General features: G+C 72.2%; 19 protein-coding genes. 12 read left to right on the forward strand and 7 right to left on the reverse strand.

Features of this window, described 5'->3' with window-relative positions:
- Positions 1 to 116: 116 nt before the first annotated feature.
- From ACERM0_RS08670 to ACERM0_RS08690, 5 genes are all read left to right on the forward strand, one after another.
- Complete coding sequence (locus tag ACERM0_RS08670; protein ID WP_373678176.1) at positions 117 to 1,355, forward strand: ABC transporter substrate-binding protein; 1,239 nt, start codon at positions 117 to 119, stop codon at positions 1,353 to 1,355.
- 89 nt (positions 1,356 to 1,444) lie between these two features.
- Positions 1,445 to 2,311, forward strand: a complete 867-nt coding sequence (locus ACERM0_RS08675) for a branched-chain amino acid ABC transporter permease (protein ID WP_373678177.1) — start codon at positions 1,445 to 1,447, stop codon at positions 2,309 to 2,311.
- 1 nt (position 2,312) lies between these two features.
- Positions 2,313 to 3,338, forward strand: a complete 1,026-nt coding sequence (locus tag ACERM0_RS08680; protein ID WP_373678178.1) for a branched-chain amino acid ABC transporter permease — start codon at positions 2,313 to 2,315, stop codon at positions 3,336 to 3,338.
- Positions 3,339 to 4,811: an ATP-binding cassette domain-containing protein gene (locus ACERM0_RS08685; protein WP_373678179.1), complete on the forward strand. Its 1,473-nt coding sequence runs from the start codon at positions 3,339 to 3,341 to the stop codon at positions 4,809 to 4,811.
- Positions 4,812 to 4,851: 40 nt separating this feature from the next.
- Entirely contained in the window at positions 4,852 to 6,492 is a 1,641-nt protein-coding gene (locus ACERM0_RS08690) for a (2,3-dihydroxybenzoyl)adenylate synthase (RefSeq protein WP_373678180.1), read from the forward strand.
- Between the two features lie 15 nt (positions 6,493 to 6,507).
- Here ACERM0_RS08690 and ACERM0_RS08695 read toward each other — a convergent pair whose 3' ends face one another.
- From ACERM0_RS08695 to ACERM0_RS08715, 5 genes are all read right to left on the reverse strand, one after another.
- On the reverse strand, positions 6,508 to 8,154 hold the full coding sequence (locus ACERM0_RS08695) for a thiamine pyrophosphate-binding protein (protein ID WP_373678181.1): 1,647 nt from the start codon (positions 8,152 to 8,154) through the stop codon (positions 6,508 to 6,510).
- On the reverse strand, positions 8,151 to 8,930 hold the full coding sequence (locus ACERM0_RS08700) for a cyclase family protein (RefSeq protein WP_373678182.1): 780 nt from the start codon (positions 8,928 to 8,930) through the stop codon (positions 8,151 to 8,153). The genes ACERM0_RS08695 and ACERM0_RS08700 overlap by 4 nt, the downstream gene beginning before the upstream one ends.
- A 14-nt stretch (positions 8,931 to 8,944) precedes the next feature.
- Positions 8,945 to 10,552, reverse strand: coding sequence for an AMP-binding protein (locus ACERM0_RS08705; RefSeq protein WP_373678428.1), 1,608 nt, complete (start codon positions 10,550 to 10,552; stop codon positions 8,945 to 8,947).
- Between the two features lie 64 nt (positions 10,553 to 10,616).
- Positions 10,617 to 11,501, reverse strand: coding sequence for an LLM class flavin-dependent oxidoreductase (locus ACERM0_RS08710; protein WP_373678183.1), 885 nt, complete (start codon positions 11,499 to 11,501; stop codon positions 10,617 to 10,619).
- Positions 11,501 to 13,732 carry an FAD-dependent monooxygenase gene (locus ACERM0_RS08715; protein WP_373678184.1) on the reverse strand — a complete coding sequence of 744 codons (2,232 nt, stop codon included), beginning with the start codon at positions 13,730 to 13,732 and terminating at the stop codon, positions 11,501 to 11,503. The genes ACERM0_RS08710 and ACERM0_RS08715 overlap by 1 nt, the downstream gene beginning before the upstream one ends.
- Positions 13,733 to 13,905: 173 nt before the next feature.
- Here ACERM0_RS08715 and ACERM0_RS08720 point away from each other — a divergent pair, with 173 nt between their 5' ends.
- From ACERM0_RS08720 to ACERM0_RS08740, 5 genes are read left to right on the forward strand one after another with little or no spacing between them, the layout of a single operon-like run.
- A complete protein-coding gene (locus ACERM0_RS08720; protein WP_373678429.1) occupies positions 13,906 to 15,057 on the forward strand; it encodes an acyl-CoA dehydrogenase family protein in 1,152 nt (383 codons plus the stop codon).
- Entirely contained in the window at positions 15,047 to 15,814 is a 768-nt protein-coding gene (locus ACERM0_RS08725; RefSeq protein WP_373678185.1) for an SDR family NAD(P)-dependent oxidoreductase, read from the forward strand. The genes ACERM0_RS08720 and ACERM0_RS08725 overlap by 11 nt, the downstream gene beginning before the upstream one ends.
- Entirely contained in the window at positions 15,811 to 16,641 is an 831-nt protein-coding gene (locus ACERM0_RS08730) for an enoyl-CoA hydratase family protein (protein WP_373678186.1), read from the forward strand. Before ACERM0_RS08725 ends, ACERM0_RS08730 begins: the two co-directional genes overlap by 4 nt.
- Positions 16,638 to 17,048, forward strand: a complete 411-nt coding sequence (locus ACERM0_RS08735; protein WP_373678187.1) for a RidA family protein — start codon at positions 16,638 to 16,640, stop codon at positions 17,046 to 17,048. The genes ACERM0_RS08730 and ACERM0_RS08735 overlap by 4 nt, the downstream gene beginning before the upstream one ends.
- A 12-nt stretch (positions 17,049 to 17,060) precedes the next feature.
- Entirely contained in the window at positions 17,061 to 18,233 is a 1,173-nt protein-coding gene (locus ACERM0_RS08740) for an acyl-CoA dehydrogenase family protein (protein ID WP_373678188.1), read from the forward strand.
- Between the two features lie 47 nt (positions 18,234 to 18,280).
- On the opposite strand, the gene ACERM0_RS08745 is transcribed toward ACERM0_RS08740, so the two are convergent.
- Together ACERM0_RS08745 and ACERM0_RS08750 are read right to left on the reverse strand one after the other, a co-directional pair.
- Complete coding sequence (locus ACERM0_RS08745; protein ID WP_373678189.1) at positions 18,281 to 19,144, reverse strand: PaaX family transcriptional regulator C-terminal domain-containing protein; 864 nt, start codon at positions 19,142 to 19,144, stop codon at positions 18,281 to 18,283.
- Between the two features lie 76 nt (positions 19,145 to 19,220).
- A complete protein-coding gene (locus ACERM0_RS08750) occupies positions 19,221 to 19,619 on the reverse strand; it encodes an acyl-CoA thioesterase (protein WP_373678190.1) in 399 nt (132 codons plus the stop codon).
- Positions 19,620 to 19,722: 103 nt separating this feature from the next.
- On the opposite strand from ACERM0_RS08750, the gene ACERM0_RS08755 reads away from it, so the two are divergent.
- Positions 19,723 to 21,156 carry an aldehyde dehydrogenase gene (locus ACERM0_RS08755; protein WP_373678191.1) on the forward strand — a complete coding sequence of 478 codons (1,434 nt, stop codon included), beginning with the start codon at positions 19,723 to 19,725 and terminating at the stop codon, positions 21,154 to 21,156.
- A 28-nt stretch (positions 21,157 to 21,184) separates the two neighbouring features.
- Positions 21,185 to 22,729, forward strand: a complete 1,545-nt coding sequence (locus tag ACERM0_RS08760) for a benzoate-CoA ligase family protein (protein WP_373678192.1) — start codon at positions 21,185 to 21,187, stop codon at positions 22,727 to 22,729.
- The last annotated feature ends 19 nt before the right edge of the window (positions 22,730 to 22,748 follow it).

A 22,748-nucleotide genomic window follows, 5' to 3' on the forward strand; every position in this document is an offset into this window, starting at 1 on the left:
GGCGTCCGCAAGATGTCATAATCGAAGCACCGTGACGAGGTCGGCGGCCCACAGCCGGGGACCTCGGCGCTCTGGGAGGGGCATCCACGGTCGAGGAAGCGACGGGAGAGGCCATCGTGAAGCTGAGGAAGCTCGCGGCAGTCGGGCTGAGTGCGGCCCTGCTGCTGACCGCCTGCGGCGGAGAGGACGACGGTGCGGCACCGGCCGGGGAGCCCGAAGGCACGGCCGAGGGCGAAGGTGGCGAGGCGGCCGAGGCGACGGGAGACCCGCTCCGCGTCGGCGTCGTGATCATGACGAGCGGCGTGTACGCGCAGCTCGGCGAGGACATCATCGACGGGATGGAGCTGTACCTCGGCACCGTCGGCAACCAGGCCGGCGACCGGCCGATCGAACTGCTGATCGAGGACGAGACGGCCGACACCGGCACGGCGCTCGAGCGCACACGTCGGCTCGTCGAGGCCGAAGAGGTGGACATCCTCACCGGGCTGATCTCCACGGGCTCAGCCTACGCGGTCGCCGACTTCGTGGAGCAGTCGCAGATCCCGTTCGTGGTCTCCAACGCAGGTGGTGACGACCTCGCCCGCGGCGAACGCAGCGAGTTCATCGTGCGTACGTCGTTCTCCAACTGGCAGAACAACTACGCGGTCGGCGAGTGGTACTACGACAACGTGGGTGAGACCGTGGCGCTCATCGCGTCCGACTACGCAGCCGGTCAGGAGCACATGCGCGGCTTCCGCGAGAGCTTCGAGGCCGCCGGTGGCCAGGTCGTCGACGAGGTCTACACCCCGCTCGGGTCGACCGACTTCAGTTCCGCGATCGGCCGGCTGGGTGCCTCCGGCGCCGACGGGGTGTACGGCTTCCTCGCGGGCACCGACGGGCTGATCTTCGTGCAGGAGTACGACCAGAGCGGCCTGAAGGAGGACTTGCCGCTGGTCGCCTCCGGGTTCATGGTCGAGGAGGACGTGCTCGCCGAGATCGGTGAGGCGGCCCTCGGGGTCCGCAGTGGGCTGCACTGGGCCTACGACCTCGACAACCCGGAGAACCAGGAGTTCGTACAGATGTGGGAGGAGGAGTACGGCCGGGCACCCAGCGTGTACTCCGTGCAGGGCTGGGACACCGCCCGCGTGATCGTCGAGGCCGTCGAGGCGCTCGGCGGCGACGTCAGCGACGGTGCGGCGGCGGTCGACGCCATGCTGCAGGTGGAGTTCGACTCGCCGCGCGGGCCCTTCCGTATCGACCCGGAGACCCACAACGTCGTCCACCACGTCTACCTGCGTGAGGTGGTCGACATGGATGGTGAGGTGCACAACACAATGCTCGAGGACCTCGGCGAGTTCGCCGACCCCGGCGCGTGACCAAGCCTCTCGGCTCGCGTCCCGGTGGGACCGGCGTCCGTCGCCGCCCCACCGGGACGTGACCGGGACCGTCTGCCCTCGGAGGTCACGTGTCGCTCTACCTGAGCCAGTTCCTGCATGCGTGGGCGTACGCGTCCATCCTCTACCTGCTGGCGCTCGGGCTCTCGCTGACGTTCGGTGTCGGTCGTGTGCTCAACCTCGCCCACGGCGGCTTCTACATGCTGGGCGGCTACGCCGGCTACTCGATCCTGCGCTCGCTGGACAACTTCTGGCTCGCCGTACTGCTCGCTCCCTTCGTCGCCATGGCCGTGGCACTGGTCGCCGAACGCCTCGTCATGCGCCGTTTCTACGGCCACGGCATGGAGATGCACCAGATCCTGCTGACCTTCGGCCTCGCGTTCGTGATCTCCGACGGGATCCGCGAGGTGTGGGGTGCGCGGATCCTCACCGTGCAGGCACCGGAACTGCTGCGCGGCACGGCCGACCTGGGCTTGTTCACCTTCCCGCGCTACCGCCTGTTCGTCATCGTCGTCGGCATCGTGGTCGCCGTCGGCCTCTGGGCGCTGATCAACTACACCGACGCCGGCGTGAAGATCCGCGCGGCCGCGGCGGACGGCGAGATCGCCGAGACGCTGGGCGTGCACACGCGCCGGGTGCTGGCCATGACCTTCGTCGCCGGGGTCGGCCTGGCCGCGTTCGGCGGTGTCGTCGCGGCGCCGATGCAGGCGCTGGCACAGGGCGTCGACTTCCAGATGCTGATCATGGCGCTGATCGTCGTGGTCATCGCGGGGCTCGGCAAGCTCGAGACGGTCTACTGGGCTGCGCTGCTGGTGGCGCTCGTGGAGATCTTCGGTCGCCTGTTCGTCCCGCGGGCGGCGATCTTCCTCGTCTTCACGCTGATGGCGCTCGTGCTCGCCTTCCGTCCGACCGGGCTGTTCACGCCCAGGAGCGCCTGACATGGCGTCGACCGACACGGTCCGCGACGCGGGCACCGCCGACATCCCGACCCGCCGGCGCGGTGTCCCCGAACCGGTCCGCCTCGGCCTGCTGACGGCGCTGGTCGCCCTGGTCGTCGTCGTGCCCCTGGTGCAGGGCGGCTTCACGCTGTACCTGGCGACGGAGTCGATCATCCGCGCCATCGCGGCGGTCGGCCTGGGCCTGCTGATCGCCCACGCCGGCCTGCTGTCGCTCGGACACGCGGCCTTCTTCGGGCTCGCCGGCTACGGGGTGGCGTTCCTGGCCACGAACGGCATGAACAACCCCCTGCTCACCCTGACCATCCCGGTCCTCGCGGCCGTCCTGTACGCGGCCATCACCGGTCCGCTGGCCCTGCGCAGCCACGGCATCTTCTTCGTCATGTTGACCCTGGCCTTCGCGCAGGTGCTGTACGCCGTCGCCGAGCAGTGGGTCGAGGTGACGCGCGGCTCGGACGGCATCGCCGGCATCCTGCGCCCGGACTGGGTCAGCGGACGCGAGACCTTCTACGTCTTCGCCGTCGCCCTGCTCGTCTTCGTCATCTGGATCGGCAACCGCCTCGCACGCGCGCCAGTCGGACGGGTCGTCGCGGCGGCGCGTCAGAACGAGTTGAAGACCCGAGCCGTCGGCTATCCGGTGTTCCTCTACCGCTACCTCGTCTTCCTGGCGTCGGCGGCGATCACCGGCCTCGGCGGCGCCATGCACGTGCACCACCGCGGCTTCGTGTCCCCCCGCGAGCTGTTCTGGGTCACGTCGGGCGTGCTGGTGCTGATGGTGCTGCTCGGCGGTGGGCGCAGCCTGCTCGGTGCCGCGATCGGGGCGGTGGTGTTCGTCCAGCTCGAATCGTTCTTCACGGACGTGACCGAGCTGTGGGAGATGATGGTCGGGTTCCTGCTCATCGGGGCCGTCCTCACCAACTATGGACGATCGATCCAGTCGGGGGCCCGCTCGCTGTGGTCGCGTGTGCGGCGAGGATCGGCCGCCGCCGATGCCGGGAGGGGCGACTAGATGCCGCTGCTCGAGCTCGCCGACGTCTCCAAGCACTTCGCCGGCGTCGTGGCCCTCGACGGCGTGAACCTCACGCTCGAACGCGGCGAGCGTCACGCCATCATCGGCCCCAACGGCGCCGGCAAGTCCACCATGCTGAAGGTCATCAGCTCGGAGCTGCCGGCCTCACGCGGGACCGTCAGCTTCGACGGCCGCGACATCACGCGCCTCAGTCCCGACCGGATCGCCCGGGCCGGCATCAGCCGGACGTTCCAGACCAGCGGCTACTTCGCCGAGGACCTGGTCGTGGAGAACGTCATGCTGGCCGCGCTGGCACGCCGCGACTCCGGCCGCTGGCAGGCGTGGCGTCGACTCGACCGCACCCCGGGCCTGCGCGAGCGGGCGATGGAGACCCTGACGCTGGTGGGACTCGAACACCGGGCCGACGAGCCGGCGGACTCGCTCTCGCACGGCGAGCACCGGCAGCTCGAGATCGCCATGGCCCTCGTGCAGCAGCCCCAGATCCTGCTGGCCGACGAGCCGCTGGCCGGCCTGGCACAGGTCGAGCGCGAGCGCATCTCCGACCTGCTGCGGGCGCTCGACCGTGAGTTGACGATGATCATCGTCGAGCACGACCTGGAGTTCGCGCTGGGGATCGCGGACACGACCACCGTGCTGCACCTCGGCAAGGTCCTGTCGCAGGGCAGTCCCGAACACGTGCGCGGCGACCCGGAGGTCGAGCGCATCTACACCGGCGGCCGCAGCCTCGACGAGGCCAAGGACGACACCCGCACCGGGGGGCGCCCTCGCCTGACCGTCCGGGGCCTGCACGCCGGCTACGGACAGGCGGAGGTCCTGCACGGCATCGACCTGCACGTCGGCGAGGGCGAGATCGTCGCTCTCCTCGGCCGCAACGGCATGGGCAAGTCCACCACGCTCAACTGCCTGATGGGGCTGCTGGCCCCGACGGCCGGCACCATCGAGGTCGACGAGCAGGACGTGACCCGGACCTCCTCCCTGCACCGCTCCAGGGCCGGTGTCGGTCTGGTGCCACAGGGACGCCGCATCCTCGCCGACCTCACGGTCGAGGAGCAGCTGAAGCTGGGGCAGCGTCCGGGGACGTGGACGCTCGAGCGCATCTACGAGCTGTTCCCCAACCTCGCCGACCGGCGCAGGCTGATCGCGACCCACCTCAGCGGCGGCGAGCAGCAGATGCTGGCGCTCGGGCGCGTCCTGATGCGCAACCCCTCCATCACGCTGCTGGACGAGCCGAGCGAGGGCCTCAGCCCGCTGATGGTCACGGTGGTGCGCGACACACTGATGACGCTCAGCGAGGAGGGCGAGACCGTGCTGCTCGCCGAGCAGAACGTGCCCATGGCCCTGTCGGTCGCCGATCGTCTCTACGTGATCGACCGTGGCGAGATCGTCTTCGAAGGGCGCCCGAAGCAGTTGCGCGACGACCCGGCGCTGCTGCGGTCGACGCTGGGGGTCTGAGGCGGGTCCGCGGATCGGAGGAACTGTGCTGGACGGTTGTGTGCCGTGGCCTCCCGAGCTCGCGCGGCGGTACCGGGAGGCCGGCTACTGGCGTGGTGACCGGTTGGGCGGGCTGCTCCGCGACTGGGCCCGGGCCGCCGCCGGCCGCACCGCCGTGGTCGCGGGTCGGCGGCGCTACACGTACGCGGAGTTCGACGCGGCCGTCGACCGGGTCGCGTTCGGTCTGCGCGGGCTGGGCCTGCGGCCGGGCGAGCGCATCGTGTTGCACCTGCCCAACGTGCCGGAGTTCCTGGTCGTCGCGTTCGCCGCGTTCCGGATCGGCGTGATCCCGGTCTTCGCCCTCCCGGCGCACCGCGAGCACGAGATCGGCTACTTCTGCGACCACGCGCAGGCCGTCGCCTATGTGGGCACCACCGGCCCCCGGGCGCTCGACCCGCGTCGCCTGGAACCGCGGCTGCGCGACGCCGACCAGCCGTTGCGCCACCTCCTCGTCGTCGGCGAGCTCCCGGAGCTCGCCGACCCCCATGGCTGGGTCGCGGTCGACGACCTGCTGGCCGCCGAGGTCGACCCGACCGAGGCACGCGCCGCTGCCGACGCGGCACCCCCTGCTGCCGACGACGTCGCGTTCTTCCTGCTGTCCGGCGGCACCACCGGACTGCCCAAGCTCATCCCCAGGACCCACGACGACTACGGCTACAACGTGCGCCGGGCCGGTGAGGTCTGTGAGTTCGACGAACGGACCGTCTACCTCGTCGCCCTGCCCATCTCGCACAACTTCCCGTTCGGCTGCCCCGGCGCCCTGGCGGCGCTCTGCGCCGGGGGAACGGTGGTGTTGACCACCGATCCCTCACCCGAGGCGGCGTTCCCGCTGATCGCGGCGGAGGGCGTCACGGCGACCGCGCTCGTCCCCGCGCTCGCCCTGCGGTGGGTCGAGGCCGCGGCCGGGGCGGGTGACGCGCTCGCGTCGCTGTCGTTGATGCAGGTCGGCGGCGCCAAACTCGTGCCGGAGTTGGCACGACGCATCGGCCCGGCCCTGGGGTGCGACGTCCAGCAGGTCTTCGGGATGGCCGAGGGGCTGCTGAACTTCACCCGCCCGGACGACCCGGCCGAGGTGAAGTACACGACGCAGGGCCGCCCGATGTGTCCGGACGACGAGATCCTGGTCGTCGATCCCCACGGCGAACCCGTGCCGCAGGGCGAACCGGGCGAGCTGATCACCCAGGGTCCCTACACGCTGCGCGGCTACTACCGCGCGCCGGAGCACAATGCCCGGGCCTTCACGCCGGCGGGCTGGTACCGCACGGGTGACGTCGTGCGGCTGGATCCGGACGGCAACCTGATCGTCGAGGGACGGGCGAAGGACCTCATCAACCGCGGCGGCGAGAAGATCTCCGCCGAGGAGATCGAGGACCTGCTCCTCGCGCATCCGTCCGTGCTGGACGTTGCTGCGGTCGCCATGCCCGACCGCGTCCTCGGCGAACGCACCTGCGTCTACGTCGTTCCGCGCGACGGCGCCGAGATCGCGCTCGAGGACCTGACGGCGCATCTCGAGGCGCGCGGCGTGGCCAAGTACAAGTGGCCCGAGCGGGTCGAGGTGGTCGACGAGCTGCCCACCACGAACGTCGGCAAGATCGACAAGCGTGCCCTGCGCGAGGACATCCAGGCCCGCCTCGGCACGTGAAGGCGGCCGTCGGCGTCAGTGCCCGCGGAAGGCCTCCTCCAGCCACCAGGCGCCTCGTGGGCCGGCCACCTTCGCGTCGACGAGGAACGGCTGTTCACGCGGGCCGGCGAGCCAGGCCTCCAGCGGGGCGAGGTCGCCGACCTCCCGGACGGTGACGGCCTCGAACCCGTGCCCGCGTGCGATCGCCGCGTGGTCGGTCGGCGGGAAGCGCACCGTGTCGAGCGGCGCTCCGTCGGCGAAGTGGTGCACCTCGGCCCCGTAGCCGCCGTCGTCGTAGACGACCACGACCATCGGCAGGCCGCTGCGGACGACGGTGTCGAGTTCGCTGGCCGCCATGAGCAGCCCGCCGTCGCCGACCGCCGCGACCGGCAGCCGCCCGGGCTGCGCCAGGCCGGCGCCCACCGCCGTGGCCAGCCCGAGACCGACGGACTGGAAGGCCTGCGTGAAGCAGAAACCGCGCTCGTCGGGGACGTCGAGGAACATGCTGGGATAGCCCATGAAGTTCCCCGAGTCGACGCCGATCACCCGCTCCGCCGGCAGCAGGTCGTCGAGCGCGATGGTCAGCGTCCGCGGGTCGATCGTCGTGCCGTCACCCCAGTCGTCGTACGGCTCGTCGCGCCAGCGGCGGCGTTCGCGCAGACGCGCGGCGACGTCCGGGCGGCGGTAGCCCTCGGACACGCGGCCGTCGTCGGCCAGTGCCGCGGTCACCGCCTGCGCCGTACGTGCCGTGTCGGCGACGATCCCGACGTCGATCGGTCGGTGCGCACCGAGCGCCGAACGGTCGAGGTCGACCTGCACCAGCGTCGCCTCGGGCGACAGCAGGCGCCCGTGCCGCGTGGTCCACATGTTCAGCGCGCAGCCGAAGCCCACGACGAGGTCCGCGCCGCGAATGAGGTCGGCGGCGACCGGCGTGGAGAACCCGCCGGAGACGTCCACGTCCCAAGGGTCACCGTGGAAGAGGCCCTTGGCGACGGCCGACGTCGCCAGCAGCGCACCGCCGGCCGCGCCCAGCTCGCGTAGCGCCTGCCCGGCATGGCGCGCGCCCCGGCCCGCGACCAGCACCGGCCGCTGCGCGCGCCGGAACAGGCCCGCCAGCGTGTCGACCGCCTCGGCCGCCGGCGCGGGCGGTGTGGCCGCCACGGGGGCGGGCGACGCGGCCTCCTCGGGCACGGGCTGCTGCTGGACGTCGAGCGGGAGGTTCAGGAGCACCGTGCGACGCTGGTCACGCGCGACGTGGTAGGCCGACACCGCCTGCTGGAGGGCGTCACGTCCGCCGGTGACCCGCATCGGCACCGCGCCGACGGAAGCGGCGAGCCCGTCCTGGTCGACCCGGAAGTTGGACAGCGTCGCCGCGGCGGCGGTCTCGGCCGCCAGCACGAGCAGCGGGGTGCGGCTCTTGGCGGCCTCGGCGACACCCGTCAGGGCGTTCGTGAGCCCGCACCCCTGATGGAGGCTGACCGCCGCCACGGTGTCGCTCGTGCGGGCGTAGGCGTCCGCCATGGTCGCCGCGCCAGCCTCGTGCCGGGCCGCCAGGTAGCGGGCGCCGGCCGCGATCATCGCGTTCGTGAGGTGGAAGTTCCCGCTGCCGACGACGCCGAACACCTGACCGACGCCGAGCTCGACCAGTCTTCGGCCGACCGCCTCGGCGACGGTGACGGTCATCCCTCGCGCTCCACGAACGCCAACACCCGCGCGGGACTGCCCGAGCCACCGACGATCGGCAGCGGTGCCGCCAGCACCACGGCTCCCGTGGCCGGCAGGCGGTCGAGGTTGCGCAGCTGCGTGAGGCCGTACTTGCCCGCGCCGAGCAGGAAGGCGTGGCACGGGAACGGCGGGTCGAAGGCGTGCGCGATGCCGGCATCGGTCCCGACCGTCTCCACGCCCAGGCCCAGCAGTTCGGTTTCCTCGGCCAGGTACCGGGCGCAGTCGACCGAGATGCCGGGCGTGTGCGGCCCGGTGTCGTCCGCGTTCGCGAACGCCTGCGGGTCGTCGCCGCGCGCCGCCCAACCGGTGCGGTACAGCAACCAGCCGCCGGCGGGCAGGGGACCGTGTTCCTGTTCCCAGGCCCGGACGTCGTCGACCTCCAGTAGATGGTCCGGGTCGGCGGCGGATTCGCGCGACCGGTCGAGCACGATGGCGGGCCCGACCAGCCGTGAAGGCGGCACGGCGGCGACGTCCTCGCCGTCCTGTCCGGTCACCCAGTGCACCGGCGCGTCGAAGTGGGTGCCGGTGTGCTCGCCCGTGGTGATGTTGTTCCAGTACCACGCTGGGCCGCGTTCGTCGTAGCGGCTGATCTCGTGCAGGCGGAACGGTTCGGTCTGCCCGAACTCCTCGGGCAGCGCCAGGATCGGGGTGTCGCCGTGCAGCGGGGCGGTGAGGTCGAGGGCCTCGATGCGTCCGTCGCCCAGTCCGGCCAGCAGCTCCTGCAGTGCGCCCACGCCGTCTCCTCCGGTCAGTCGGTCGCCTGGTCACGGAGGCGGAAGCGTTGCAGTTTGCCCGTCTGCGTGCGCGGCAGTTCGTCCCGGAACTCGATGCGGCGCGGGTACTTGTAGGGCGCGATCGTCTGCTTGACGTGGTCCTGCAGCCGCCGTACGAGCTCCTCGTCGCGTTCCACACCGTCGCGCGGGACGACGAAGGCCGTCACGACGGCCCCCCGCTCCTCGTCGGGCAGTCCGACGACGGCGGCTTCGGCCACGTCCTCGTGCGCCAGCAGGGCGTCCTCGACCTCCGGGCCCGCGATGTTGTAGCCGGCCGAGATGATGAGGTCGTCGGAGCGGGCCTGGAACCAGAAGTAGCCGTCCTCGTCGCGCGAGAACGCGTCCCCGGTGAGGTTCCACCCCCGCTGGACGTAGTCGGCCTGGCGTGCATCCGCCAGATAGCGGCACCCCGTCGGTCCGCGGACCGCCAGTCGCCCGACCGTGCCATCGGGCACCGGCTGCCCGTCGTCGTCGACGATCATCGCCTCGTAGCCGGGGACCGCCCTTCCGGTCGAGCCGGGCCGGATGTCGTCGTCCGCCGAGGCGATGAAGACGTGCAGCATCTCGGTCGAACCGATGCCGTCGATCAGCTTCAGACCCGTGCGCTCGTGGAAGGCGTGCCACGTGGACGCGGGCAGCGTCTCGCCGGCGGACACGCCCCGTCGTAGGGATCGCAGGTCCAGGTCGTCGAGTTGCAGCATGGCGCGGTAGGCGGTGGGCGCCGTCGCACAGACCGTGGCACCGTGTCGGGCGATCGCCTCGGCGAGTCGCGGCGGCGTGCCCTGCTCGAGCAGCAGCGTGGCCGCGCCCGCACGCAGCGGGAACACGAGCAGTTGGCCGAGCCCGAACGTGAACGCCAGCGGCGGCGAGCCCGTGAACAGGTCGTCCGGTGTGGGCTTGATGACGTGCGCGGAGAAGGTGTCGGCGATCGCGAGCACGTCGCGATGGAAGTGCATGCACCCCTTGGGCTCGCCGGTGGTGCCGGACGTGAACGCGATCAGGGCGATGTCGTCGGCCGCGGTGTCGACCGCCGTGAAGCCGCCCGAGCGCGCACGCATGCGGTTCGCGAGGTCGTCCTCGTCACCGCCGAAGGTGCAGATCGGCAGGTCCGGCGCCGCGCTGGCCAGTTCCTCGACCAGCCGGTGGTCGCACAGCGCGACCGTCGGACGCGACTTGGCGAGGACGGGCGCCAGTTCCCGGGCCCGCATCAGCGGCATCGTGGTCACGGCGATCGCGCCGGCCTTCATCACCGCCAGCCAACACGCCGCCATCCAGGCGTTGTTGGGTCCGCGCAGCAGCACGCGATTGCCCGGCACCACACCGAGGTCCTCCACGAGCACGCCGGCGATCCGGTTCACGCGGTCGCGGGTCTGCCCGTAGGTCCAGGACTCCTCGGGCGTGACCAGGCACGGGCGACCGCCGCCGAAGCGGTCGATGGTGGTGTCCAGCAACTCCACGCCACAGTTGAGGCGTGGCGGGTACTGCACGTCCTCGATGGTGAACCGAAGATCGGGAAGCTGCTCCTCGGACGGCAGGCCCTCCCGCGCGAACGTGTCGACGTGTGCCGATCCGCTGCTCGTCATCATCGTCCCCCTCCACTCCACGGGTACCGGCTCGACCGTCCGCGACGATGCGGCCCCGCTCCCGTCACTGTGCTCCGCCGGCGCCCGTCGCGACCTGGCCGTTCACCCGCCCGCCGCCCACCACCTCGGCGAGCAGCTCGAGCTGCTCGATGCCGGGCACGGTGGGGAACAGGATCAGGTGGTCGCAACCGGCGTCCTCGTAGGCCTGCAGGTACTCGCGCACGTCCAGGGCGCTCGTGAGCAGCCCGTCGGCGATTCGTGGGGCGAAGGCGCCGGTGAACGCGTAGTAGTCCAGGAGGTACTCGCGACCCCGGTGCTCGGCGTCGCCCAGGGCGAAGTACGCCATCGACCAGATCTCCGGCCGGCCCAGGCGGCCCGCGTCGGCCCACGCCGCCCGCATCTCCGCGACGTCGCGGGCGAAGACGCGGGCGGGGCTGCCGCCGTGGATCCAGCCGTCGGCGAGCTGCGCCGCGCGCGCGTACGACGGCCCCGAACCGCCCCCGACCAGCAGTCGCGGGCTGGGCGTCGGCCCGGCGGCGTTGATCGCCCCTTCCTCGAGGAGCGTGCGGATGGTCGCCAGCTGCTCGGTCAAGCGGTCCCCACGCGTGCCGCGGCCGAACTCCGAGCGCTCGTAGTCCTCGCCGCGGGCACCGATGGCGGCACCGACCGTCAGCCGGCCGGGCGCCAGCGCGTACAGCGAGGCCAGTTGCTTCGTCAGCGTGCTCGTCTCGCGCAGCGGCGAGATGAGGATGCTGGTGACCAGTTCGATGCGTCGTGTCACCGCCGCGGCGGCGCTGAGCGAGACCAGGGGCTCGAAGCTCTGGTAGACGATCCGGTCGAGGACGCCGAGGCTGGCGAACGGGCCGGCGTCGGCGCGGCGCGCCCAGTCGACGAGCAGGTCGCCGCTCGTGCCGGGCAGCGTGTTGGGCATCCCGATCCCGACCTGCATCACTCGCTCCTCGTGTCGTCGGCCAACCACTTCGGGGTCGCCACGAACGGCAGCCCCAGGACGCACAGGTCCGCCGCGCCCGACATCAGGACGTGGTTCACGTCCGCCAGCGTCGGCAGGTTGCCGGACGTCAGGACCGGCCCGCCGGCCTCGTTGCGGACGAGATCGCTCCACGGCGTGTTGAAGCCCGTCGTGAACTCGGCGCGTCCGGTCGGCGTGGTCTGCCCGGCGACGACGTGGAGCAGGTCGGCGCCCGCGTCGCGGAACCGGCGGGCGATCTCCAGGGCCTCGTCCTCGGGCAGGCCGCCGCGCCGGAGGTCGCTGGCCGAGAAGCACACGGACAGCAGTCGGTCGTCGGGCCACGCCTCACGGACGGCGTGGAGCACCTCGAGCGGGAAGCGCAGGCGGTTGGCCAGCGGTCCGCCGTGGTCGTCGTCGCGGCGGTTCGTCAGCGGTGACAGGAACGATCCGAGCAGGTAGCCGTGGCCGGCATGGACCTCGAGCGCGTCGAAGCCGGCCGCGACGGCACGGCGGGTCGCGGCGACGTAGGCCTCACGGACGCGGTCCATCCCCGTGCGGTCGAGTGCGGACGCCGGCGGGCTCGCGACGGTGTAGCGGCCTGGGGAGGCCGCGTACAGAGGCCAGCGCTGCGACGGGGGCAGCGGCAGGTCGGTGCCGCGGTGCCGTGGCGCGGTGGCACCGCGTGGGCCGGCGTGCAGCAGACGGGCCGCGACCAGCGTGCCGGACGCGCGTTCGTGGACCGCGGCCAGGGCCGATGACCACGCCGGGACGTGTTCGTCGTCGTACAACCCCGGATCCTCGGGGTTCGAGCGGCCGTCGGCGGAGACGGCGACGGCGTCCACGACCAGCAGCGAGGCACCGGCGTCCGCCAGGTCCTGCAGTTCGCCGAGCAGCGTCGCCGTCGGTGCCCCGCCGTCGCCCGCGCCCGGTGCCTGCACGAGCAGTGCGACGCGGTTCGCCAACCGACGGGGGCCGACCTGCAGGGGCGTGAACGCCGGTGGGGACGGCACCGCCGGCCCCGGCGCCGGTCGGTCGAGCGCCCGGCGGGTGAACCACCGGTCGAGATGGTGGACGAGGTCGGGATCGCGCCGGCGCAGGTTCTCGTAGTCGACGCGGGAACTGCGGGTCAGCAGGCTGTAGGTGAACTGCGGCGGGTCGAAGCCCCAGTAGCGCCGGTAGCGCGCGAACCAGTCGAGGCTCTCCGCGGCCGCCCGCTGGATGCCCTCGACCGACGGCTTGCGGGCCGACTCGTAGTCGGCCAGCGCTGCCGACAGCCCGGCCGACGTGGTCACGTCGTTGCGCGCGAGCGCGTCGGTCAGCGCGATGGCGTCCTCCAACGCGAGCTTGGTGCCCGAGCCGATCGAGAAGTGGGCCGTGTGGGCGGCGTCGCCGAGCAGCACCACGTTGCCGTGGCTCCAGCGCTGGTTGCGCACCGTGGTCCAGTCCAGCCACTTGGAGTTGTTGGCGACCAGCCCGTGCCCGTCGAGGTGGTCGCGGAACAGCTCGCTCAGCTGCGCGATGCTGTGCTGGTCGCTCTGGCCCGGCGACAGGCTGGCGGGGTCGACGGCGTCCAGGCCGGCCTTCCGCCAGGTCTGTTCCGTGCATTCGACGATGAACGTGCTCACGTCCTCGCTGAACGGATAGATGTGGGCCTGGAACGTTCCGGCCTCGGTCTCCTCGAAGATGAACGTGAACGCGTCGAAGCGTTGGGTCGTGCCGAGCCAGATGAACTTGCTGCCCTCGCGGGTCAGCCGCGGGCGGAACGTGTCCTCGAAGCGGGCGCGGACGCGGCTGTTGATCCCGTCGGCGCCCAGCACCAGGTCCGCGTCCAGCAGCCGGTCGAGGTCGTCAACCTCGGTACGGAAGCGCACGTCCACGCCCAGCTCCGCGGCGCGTTCCTGCAGGATGCGCAGCAGACGGTGACGGGAGATGGCCGCGAACCGGTTGCCGCCGGCGCGGATGCGGCTGCCGCCGTAGCGGACCTCGACCGGGTCCCAGCGGGCGGCGGCGCGCCACAACCGGTGGAAGCTGACGTCGTCCGCGTCCTCGAGCTCGCGCAGCGTGGCCGCGGAGAACACCACGCCGAAGCCGAAGGTGTCGTCCGGGGCGTTGCGCTCGTAGACGGTGACCTCGTGGGACGGGTCGGCCTTCTTCAGCAACAGCGCGCTGTAGAGCCCGCCCGGTCCGCCACCGACGGAGGTGACCCGCATCTGGAGGCTCTCCCTCCCTCTCCCTCGGGTCCCGGGCTCCCGTGTCGAGATCGCGACCTGCAGCGACCATATCACGAACGTGACCGCCGTGAGCATCGTGATAGGTGATGGTAGAGTGGTGGGCGCGGTGGCACCTGCCGTGGGAGCTGGTCGGTGCCGGGCAGGAGGCGTCGGTGGACGGTGTGGCGGTGGAGCCGGACGTGACGGCGTGGGAGGATCGGGTCGCGCAGCTGCGGGTCCTCGCCCGCGAGCGGCTGGCCCCGGTCGCCACCGCCGGCCCCCACGGGCGGGTGAACCGGCGGCTGGTGGCGGCACTCGCGGAGGCCGGTGTCTCTCCACGGCTGTTCCCGTCGTCGCTGGGTGGCAGCGCGGCGGACCGGGTCGCGGCCACCGAGCTGTGCCTGCTGCGCGAGGCGATCGCGGCCGAGTCGCCCACCGCGGAGACGACCCTCGCGGTCCAGGGGCTGGGGTCCTACCCGATCCTCCTCGCCGGGCGCCCGGAGCTGGCGCGGCGCTGGATCCCCGAGGTCGCCGGCGGCCGGGCCGTTGCCGCGTTCGCGCTCACCGAGCCGGACGCCGGCAGCGACGCGGCCGCGCTGCGGCTGCGTGCCGAGCGGGACGGCGACGGCTACCGCCTCACCGGCGAGAAGGTCTGGATCTCCCACGCCCCCGACGCCGACGTGTACACCGTCTTCGCCCGCACCACGCCCGACGCCGGCGCGCGCGGCGTGACGGCCTTCGCGGTCCCCGGCGACGCGCCCGGCCTGACGGGCGAACCGCTGGAACTGCTCGCCCCGCACGCCATCGGACGGCTCGTGTTCGACGGCGTGCCGGTGACCGCCGAGCAGGTCCTCGGTGACGTGGACGCCGGGTTCCGGGTGGCGATGGCGACGCTGGACCGGTTCCGGCCCAGCGTCGGTGCGGCCGCCGTCGGCATGGCACAGGCCGCGCTGGAGGCGGCGTGCGACCATGCCGCCAGCCGCCGCGCCTTCGGGCAGGAGCTCCGCGACTTCCAGGCGGTGTCGCACCGCCTCGCCGACATGGCCACGCGCATCCAGGCGGCGCGGCTGCTCGTGCGCGACGCGGCCCGGCTGCACGACGCCGGTGCGCGGCCGACCCGCAGTGCTGCCATGGCGAAGCTGTTCGCCACCGAGGTCGCCCAGGAGGTCGTCGACGGCGCCATCCAGGTCCACGGCGCCGCCGGGCTGCGACGCGGCCATCTGCTCGAAGAGCTCTATCGCGAGGTCCGCGCCCTGCGCATCTACGAGGGGGCGTCCGAGATCCAGCGCACGATCATCGCCCGGGAGCTGTTCCGTGACCGTTGACGCCCGCCGGGCCGTCGTCGTCGGTGGCTCCCGTGGCATCGGCCGTGCCACGGTGCTGACCCTGCTGGGGGCGGGCCTCGAGGTGGTGGCCACCGGTAGGGACCAGGCCGCGCTCGCGGAACTCGCGACGGCCGCCGCGCAGCCCGGCCCCGGCGGTCACCTGCGCACCGCGGTCGTCGACGCCACCGACGAGGAGGCGACGGCGCGGCTCGCCGACGAGCACCAGCCGGTCGACGTGCTGGTCTTCAACGCCGGTACGTCCAGCGCCGCCCCGCTCGCTCGCACGTCGCTCGAGGAGTGGAACCGCCAGCTGGCCGTGAACGCCACCGGCGCGTTCCTGGCGCTGCGGGCGTTCGTGCCACCGATGGTCGAGCGTGGCCGCGGTCGCGTCGTCGTCGTCACCTCGACCGCCGCCCTCGACGGCAGCCCCTACGTCAGCGCCTACGCCGCGGCGAAGCACGCCGCGCAGGGGCTGGTCCGCAGCGTGGCCGCCGAGGTGGCCGGGACCGGCGTGACCGTCAACGCCGTGTGCCCGCACTTCGTCCGCACCGACATGACGGACGCGACGGTGGCCCGCATCGAACGCGCGACCGGTCGCAGCGAGGACGAGGCGCTGGCCGAACTCGCCCGGACCTCGCGGTTGGGCCGGCTGCTCGAGCCGCAGGAGGTCGCCGACGCGATCCTGCTGCTGCTGGACGACGCGGCGGCCACCGTCAACGGCCACGCACTCGTACTCGACGGAGGAGGCCACTGGTGACCCGGTTCCGCAGCTCCGCCCCGCTGACCTCGGACTGGCGCCACTTCCGGTTCGAGGTCGCCGACGGGATCGGCGTGGTGACGTTCGACCGGCCGGAGCGACTGAACGCGCTCACCCTGGAGGTGTACGCCGACCTGCGCGACCTCACCGCCGAGCTCGAGCACCGCGACGACGTACACGCGCTGGTACTGACCGGCGAAGGGCGCGGGTTCTGCTCCGGCGGCGACGTCGAACAGATCATCGGCGAGCTGCTCGAGCACGGCGACAACCGCCGGGTCACCGACTTCACCCGCATGACCGGCGCGGTCGTCCGCAACCTGCGCGAACTGCCCATCCCCGTCATCGCGGCGATCAACGGCACCACCGCGGGCGCCGGCGCGGTCATCGCCCTGGCCGCGGACCTGCGCATCGTCGCCCGGTCGGCGGCCTTCCACTTCCTGTTCACGAAGGTGGGGCTCGCCGGCGCGGACATGGGCTGCGCGTACCTGTTGCCGCGCGTCATCGGTTTCGGCCGCGCCATGGAGCTGCTGCTCTTCGGCGACCGGGTCGACGCGGAGACCGCCGAGCGCTACGGGCTCGCCAACCGGGTCGTCGACGACGGCGCCGTACGCGACGAGGCCATGCAGTGGGCCCGCCGACTGGCCGGCGGGCCGACCTTCGCCATCGCGGCCACCAAGAAGCTCCTGACCCGCGAGCAGGACATGGACCTGTCCAGCGCCGTGGAGATGGAGGCGTTCGTGCAGGCCTTCCTGATGCGCAGCGAGGACCACGCCGAGTTCTTCCGTGCCAACCGCGAAGGTCGCGAACCGAACTGGACCGGACGATGAGCCACATCCCGATCAACCCCGACGGCCTGCTACCCCCCGTCGGGTTCGCGCACGGCATGCTCGCCGCACCCGGCCGGACGCTGTACCTCGGCGGCCAGACCGGTCACCACGCCGACGGCCGCCTCGACGACGGGTTGGTGGCCCAGTTCGGCCGCGCCCTGCGCAACCTCGCCACGGTGCTCGACGACGCCGGCGCCCGTCCCGAGCACGTCGTGAGCATGCAGATCTTCACCACGGACGTGGCGACCTACCGGGCGGAGCCGAAGGCGCTCGGACGGGCGTACCGTGAGGTCATGGGACGTCACTTCCCCGCGATCGCCCTCTTCGGGGTGTCGGCGCTGCACGATCCCGACGCCGTGGTCGAGATCGTCGCCATCGCCGTCGTCCCCGGCGATCCCGCCGCCTGAGAGGAGTCCGTCGTGAGCCAGCCCACCATCGACCCGTTCGACCCGCTGGGCCTCGAGGCCGAACTGTCCGACGAGGAGCGGCTCGTCGCCGAATCCACGCGCCGCTTCGTGCGCGAGCGGGCGCTGCCGGAGGTGCCACGGCACTTCGAGGCCGGCACGTTCCCGGTGGAGCTCGCCAAGGAGCTCGGCGAGCTCGGCCTGCTCGGGATGCACCTGCAGGGCTACGGGTGCGCCGGGACGAACGCCGTCAGCTACGGCCTCGCCTGCCTGGAGCTCGAGGCGGGCGACAGCGGCCTGCGCAGCTTCGTGTCGGTCCAGGGATCGCTGGCGATGTTCCCGATCTGGCGGTACGGCAGCGAGGAGCAGAAGGAACGCTGGCTGCCCGCGATGGCGCGTGGCGAGGCGATCGGCTGCTTCGGCCTCACCGAACCCGACCACGGCAGCGACCCCTCGGGCATGCGCACCCGCGCCCGCCGCGACGGCGACGACTGGATCCTCGACGGCGCGAAGCTGTGGATCACCAACGGCGGCATCGCGCAGGTCGCGGTCGTGTGGGCGCAGACCGACGACGGCATCCGCGGCTTCGTCGTGCCGACCGACACGCCGGGCTTCGAGGCGCGTGACGTCGGGCACAAGCTCTCGCTGCGGGCCTCCGTGACCTCCGAGCTCGTCCTCACCGACGTGCGCCTGCCCGCCGACGCCGTGCTGCCCGACGTGGTCGGGCTCAAGGGGCCGCTGTCGTGCCTCAACGAGGCTCGCTTCGGAATCCTCTGGGGCGCCGTCGGGGCCGCCCGCGCCTGCTTCGAGGCGGCGCTGGACTACGCCGGCACCCGCGAGCAGTTCGGCCAGCCCATCGCCGGCTTCCAGCTCACCCAGCGCAAGCTGGTCGAGATGTTCCTCGCCCTGACGAAGGCCGCGATGCTGGCCCACCGCCTCGGTCGGATGAAGGACGCCGGCACGCTGACCAAGGACCTCGTCAGCATCGGCAAGCTCGACAACGTCCGGGCCGCGCTGGAGATCGCGCGCACCGCCCGCGGTGTCCTGGGCGCCAACGGCATCACGCTCGAGTACCCGGTCATGCGGCACGCCGCCAACCTCGAGTCGGTCGCGACCTACGAGGGCACCGAGGAGATCCACACGCTGACGCTGGGCCGGGCCCTCACCGGGCTGTCCGCCTTCACCTGAGCCACCCGGCCCCGGCCCGCGCCCGCACGACGTGACCGGGTCGGGGCTCAGGCGCCGCGCGCGGCCGTCGACGCGGCGGCCAGCCCCATGGTCTGGGCGTCGACGTTGGCGTGGACGTGCGCGCGGGCGGTCGGCTCGAGCCGGCCGCTGAGCCGGCGCCACAGGTCGACGGAGACCGTGCCCTCCCAGTCGTCGGGCAGCAGTTCCACCGGGAGCCCGGGGTCGACGTAGGGCAGCTTTCGCCATTCGTGCAGTGCGGTGACGTAGGCGACGAAGGCGCCGACCGGGTCCTGTTCCGGCGGGTGCTGCTCCTGCGCGGCCAGGACGGGGGCGAACTCCGCCACGTAGTCGCGGTGGACGGTGCGGATCGCCTCGACGTCCCAGCAGCGCGTCACGAGGCGGCGGACGTCGTCGAATCCGTCGTAGTCGCCGAGGAACAGATCGACGTGGGCCTCGAGCCCCAACGAGGCCACCATGTCGCGGGTCGCCTCGAGCTCGCGGCGCGGCGCGATCCACAAGCCGCCGCCGAGGTTGCCGTAGCCGAGCCACTCCAGGCGGCTGCGCAGCTGATGGCGTTTGGCCCGGATCTCCTCGGGGACCGAGAAGCTCGCGATCACCCAGCCGTCCTGCAGTCGCGCCGGCTCGAGCAGCGACGCGATGCGCTCGTCACCTTCGGCCAGCAGTTGCGCGGCCGTCTCGGTCAGCTCGTAGCCGACCCGTCCGCCGATCTGGCGCCGCACCAGCAGGCCCTTGCGCGAGAACCGCGACACCGACAGCCGGACCGCGGCCTCCTCGACGCCCAACGGCGCGGACAGGCGCACGAGGTCCGCGACGGCGATCCAGCCGCCCAGATCACGGACGAAGGCGCCGTACAGGTCGAGCAGGACGGATCTCGACTGCCGCTGCCGCATCGTGCGCCCTTCCTCGCAGCCGGGCAGAGGGTAGGCGACCCGGTGACGACAGCGGGGTGTCGTGGCGTGCTCCGAGTCAGACCGTCCCACCCTCGAGCAGGGCTTTGCGCACGTGCTCGGGTACCTCGAGGGGTCGGGCGTCTCCGCCCACCAGCACCGTGACCACCCGTCCTTCCGCGGCCAGGCCCCGCGGCGTCTGCAGCGTGAAGGCGTAGGTGATCGACGTGCGGCCGACGGCGGCCACGGCCAGCGTGGTCGTGACGTCGTCGCCGAACCGGACCGACGTGCGGAAGTCGATCTCCAGGCGTGCCCGCGGGGTGTTGCCGAACGTGACCTCGACGATGTCCAGGCGACGGTGCAGTTCCAGCTCGGCGTGCTCGATGAACCGGATGGTCGTCGAGTAGTGCCAGATGCCGGCGGCATCGGTGTCCATCCATTCGAGCGGACGGGTGATCTCCACGCTTGCGGGGGGCATGCGTCCTCCGTTGACCGAAACTGACTGACCGGTTAGTCTAGGGATTCGAGGTGCGTCGCGGGCGGGCGTCGCGCGGGTCGCGATTCCATCGGGAGGGAGCCGCATGGCGGAGCTGTTCATCGACGGGCGTGAGGTGAAGAGCGAAGGCGACGAGCGGCTCGAGGTGCGGGACCCGGCCCGCCAGCAGGTCGTCGGCGACGTCCCCAACGCCGGCCCCGAGGCGGTCGACCGTGCCGTCCAGGCCGCACTGCGGGCCTTCGCGTCCTGGCGTCGGGTGCCGGCGGCGCAGCGCGGTGCCCTGCTGCTCGCCGGCGCGCACCGGGTCGCGGCGGCCGTCGACGAGCTGGCGCCGATGCTGACCGCCGAGCAGGGCAAGCCGCTGCGTGAGGCACACCTCGAGCTGCACCGGTTCGTGGAGACGCTCGAACACTACGCCGGCCTGGCCCGGAACCTGCGCGGCCAGTCGGTCCCGGATCTCGACGACGGCGCCCGCGGTTTCGTCCTGAAGCGCCCGCTGGGGGTCGTGGCGGCCATCGTCCCGTGGAACTTCCCCACGACGCTGCTCGGCAACAAGCTCGGTCCGGCGCTGATCACCGGCAACACGGTGGTGGCCAAGCCCGACGAGACGACCCCCTTCGTCACGCTCCGGATCGCCGAACTCATGCACGACGCGGGGCTGCCGGCCGGCGTGTTCAACGTCGTCACCGGTCTCGGCGAGGTGACGGGTGAGGCGCTCATCCGCCACCCGGACGTGCGCAAGGTCGCCTTCACCGGCTCGACGCCCGTGGGCAAGCACGTCATGTCCGCCGCGGCCGACCGCCTCGCACGGGTGACGCTCGAGCTGGGCGGCTCGGACCCGCTCATCATCTGCGCGGACGCCGACGTGGACGCGGCCATCAGCGCCGCCAGTATGGGGCGGTTCTTCAACTGCGGGCAGGCCTGCCTGGCGATCAAGCGGGTCTACGTGGAGGACGCGGTGGCCGACCGCGTGGTCGAGCAGTTGGCGGCCAAGGCCGGCCGGCTGCAGCTCGGGCCCGGCGACGTCAAGGGCACCCAGATCGGCCCCATGCACAGCGAGGAGGGACGCGACCTGCTGGCCGCGCAGCTGGCCGACGGCGTGGCGTCCGGGGGCGAGGTCGTCGCCGGTGGTGACCTCCCCGACGGCGAGGACCTCACGAAGGGCTGGTTCCACGCGCCGACCGTCGTGGCGGAGCCGTCGCACGACTCGCGGCTGGCCAGGGAGGAGACCTTCGGTCCGGTCCTGCCCGTGTGGCGCGTGTCGGACCTCGACGAGGCGGTCGAGCGGGCCAACGACTCGCCCTTCGGGCTCGGCTCGTCGGTGTGGACGTCGGACCTGCGCAAGGCCACGTACGCGATGGAGGCCCTCGACGCGGGTTACACGTGGGTCAACAGCCGGACCAAGGTCTACGACGAGCTGCCGTTCGGTGGGCTGAAGGAGTCCGGCTACGGCAAGGAGCACGGCATCGAGGCCCTGGACTTCTACCAGGAGGCCAAGTCGGTGGTCGTGCGGGACTGACCAGCACGGCGAGGGAGAGGGAGATCCCATGCCCGTCGATCTGCGCACGAACGTCAGCCTGCTGTTGGAGCACAACCTCGAGGCCGGCCGCGGGCAGCAGGCCGCACTGATCACCGGCGACGACGAATCGCGCAGCTACGCGCAGCTGTACGTCGACGCGTGCCGGTTCGCGTCGCGGCTGCGCGACCTCGGCGTACGCCGCGAGGAACGGGTGCTGCTGGTCCTCGACGACACCCCCGTGTTCCACGCGGCCTTCCTCGGCGCCATCCGCCTCGGCGCGGTCCCCGTGCCCGTGAACATCCTCGCCCGGCCACAGGACTACGCGTACTACCTCGACGACAGCTACGCGAACGTCGCGGTGGTGGACGCGGCGCTCCTGGACAAGGTGCAGCCGCATCTGGCCGAGCGCCCACACGTCGAGCTGGTGGTCGCGAACGGGGACGTCCCCGACGGCGCCCACGCCGCACAGGCCTGGCTGGAGGAGGGCGAGGACGAACTGGCGCCCGTGCGTACCCACCCCGACGATCCCGCCTTCTGGTTGTACAGCTCCGGCTCGACCGGCGCGCCCAAGGGCGTGGTCCACCTGCAGCACGACGTGGCCGTCACCTGCGAGAACTACGCCGGCCAGGTGCTGCAGCTCACGCAGGGCGAGGTCACGTTCTCCACCACCAAGCTCTTCCACGCCTACGGGCTCGGCAACGGGCTGACGTTCCCCATGTGGGCGGGCGCGACGGCCGTGCAGCTCGTCGGCCGCCCGGCGCCGGATCGCGCCCTCGACCGCATCGAGCGGCACCGTCCCAGCGTCCTCTACTCCGTACCGACGCTCTACAACGCGATGCTCAACACCCCGGGCGTCCGCGAGCGCGACCTGTCGTCGCTGCGCATCGGTGCGTCGGCCGCCGAGGCGCTGCCGCCGGAGGTGTGGCGACGCTGGCGGGAGCTGACCGGCACCGAGATCCTGGATGGGATCGGTTCGACCGAGCTGCTGCACATCTACTGCTCGAACCGTCCGGGACAGTGCCGGCCAGGCACGTCCGGGTTCCCGGTGCCGGGCTACGAGCTGGAGATCCGCGACCCGGAGACCGGAGTCGTGATCGACGGCACGGAGGCCGGCGAGCTGTGGGCCAAGGGCGACAGCGCCCTGGCCTACTACCACCACCAGCACGAGAAGACGAAGCGTTCGGTGGTCGGCGCCTGGTTCCGTACCGGCGACCGCTACCGCCGCGACGAGGCCGGTGCGTACGTCTACGAGGGCCGGGTCGACGACATGATGAAGGTCGGCGGCCTGTGGGTGAGTCCGATCGAGATCGAGAACCGGCTGATCGAGCACGAGGCCGTGCAGGAGGCCGCCGTCGTCGCCGCCGAGGAGGACGGCCTGACCCGCATCCGGGCCGTGGTCATCCTCCACGAAGGCCACGAGGGCAGCGAGGCCCTGGTCGGCGAGTTGCAGACCTGGTGCAAGGAGCGTCTGCAGCGCTACCAGTTCCCGCACGTCGTCGAGTTCGTCGATGACCTGCCGCGCACCTCCACCGGCAAGATCCAGCGCTACAAGCTGCGGGGGCGCCTGGCGTGACGCGCATGCGCGTGGCGTC

Source organism: Egicoccus sp. AB-alg2 (assembly GCF_041821065.1).
Lineage (GTDB): Bacteria > Actinomycetota > Nitriliruptoria > Nitriliruptorales > Nitriliruptoraceae > Egicoccus.